1 protein-coding gene is annotated in these 1284 nt (G+C 70.1%); it reads right to left on the bottom strand.

Features of this window, described 5'->3' with window-relative positions:
* Positions 1–404: 404 nt before the first annotated feature.
* The coding region (locus PROKR_RS11610; protein WP_051432899.1) for a glycosyl hydrolase family 18 protein at positions 405–1284 on the bottom strand (880 nt) is incomplete at its 5' end.

Here is a 1284-nt window from a genome sequence, read left to right as displayed (position 1 = left end):
CGGGGTGGTGGCGGAAGACGGCCTTGAACTCGTCGGGGCCGAGCTGGGGTTCGTCCTGCTGGGCCAGGAGCTCCTCCAGGGCGGACAGGTCGACGTTCTCGGCGGTCATCGCGCGACCTCCGCTCCGGCAACGACCGGGACGACCGCGACGGTGGGTCCGGGCGCGGTCGTGGTCGGTGCAGTCGGTGACGACGTCATGGGTGGGCTCCTCGCAACGGGTTGAGCTGTCCGGTCGCGCCGAAGGCGCGCGAACCAGGTCCCGCCACGAAGAACTAGCGGAACCCGCGACTGATTCCCTCGTGCGTGGCCGCCTGCAGGAGCCTGGCCGGGACGGCCGGGCAAACGTCAGGTGGTCGGCAGCTCGAGCTGCCGACCACCTGACGTACTACCGACCACGCGACGTCTTACCGACCGCCCACCACGTCCCGCACGTGCGAGAACCAGGACGCCCGGCCACCGCCGTCGTACCCCACGGAGTTGAAGTACTCCCAGCCGAAGACGCCGCCGAAGTCCGGGTGCGCCGCGACCAGGGAGCCGACCGTGGCGTCGAAGGTGGGCCAGTCCACGTACCCGCTGCAGTTGCCGGGATTGGTGACCGTTCCGGCCACCACGCGGTCCGGTGTGAAGCCGTTGGCCAGGATCTGGTCGTAGACAGTCGTGGTGCGCAGGTCGCCCCAGCCGCAGTAGAACTGCGTGTTGTACCAGTCGATGCGGTCGCCGGCCTGACGCTCCAGCTCGGCGTAGGAGAAGCCGCCGGAGAAGCTCGTCCGGCCGGCCATGTCGGTCGCCACGGGTGTCAGGGTCACGATGAAGTCCGGGCCGAAGTCGGCGCGCAGCGCGTCGATCAGGTGCACCGTGTCCGCCAGGGAGAACGTCTCCTCGATGTCGAGGTCCACGCCGTCCAGGCCGTAGGTGCGCAGGAAGTCGCGGAGCACCGGGTAGAACCGGTCGAAGTCCTCGCGCAGGTAGCGATAGGTGCCCGGTGCGGCCCCGCCGAGGAAGGCGCTGACCGTGACGCCCTGGTCCTGCATCGTGGCCAGGTCGTCCCACATGACGCCGAGCTCGGCGTGGTCGGCCGGGATGTCGTTGACCGTCAGGGACGCGTCGGCGTTCAGGTGGATCGCTCCGACGTTGACGTCGGTGACCGAGCCGAGCAGCGGCTTGGGGTCGACGTACCGGCGCACGCCGTCCGAACCGGTCTCGTAGATCGTCTGGTAGAAGGCCAGCACCCGGTGGTCGGCGGCGGCCGGGGCCTGCGCCTGTTCCGGGGCGGGGTCCGGCGTG

It is taken from the genome of Promicromonospora kroppenstedtii DSM 19349, assembly GCF_000515355.1.
In the GTDB taxonomy this organism is placed as follows: domain Bacteria; phylum Actinomycetota; class Actinomycetes; order Actinomycetales; family Cellulomonadaceae; genus Promicromonospora; species Promicromonospora kroppenstedtii.
Note: the sequence above shows the minus strand (reverse complement) of the source record. Positions and strands in the feature narration are given on the sequence as shown.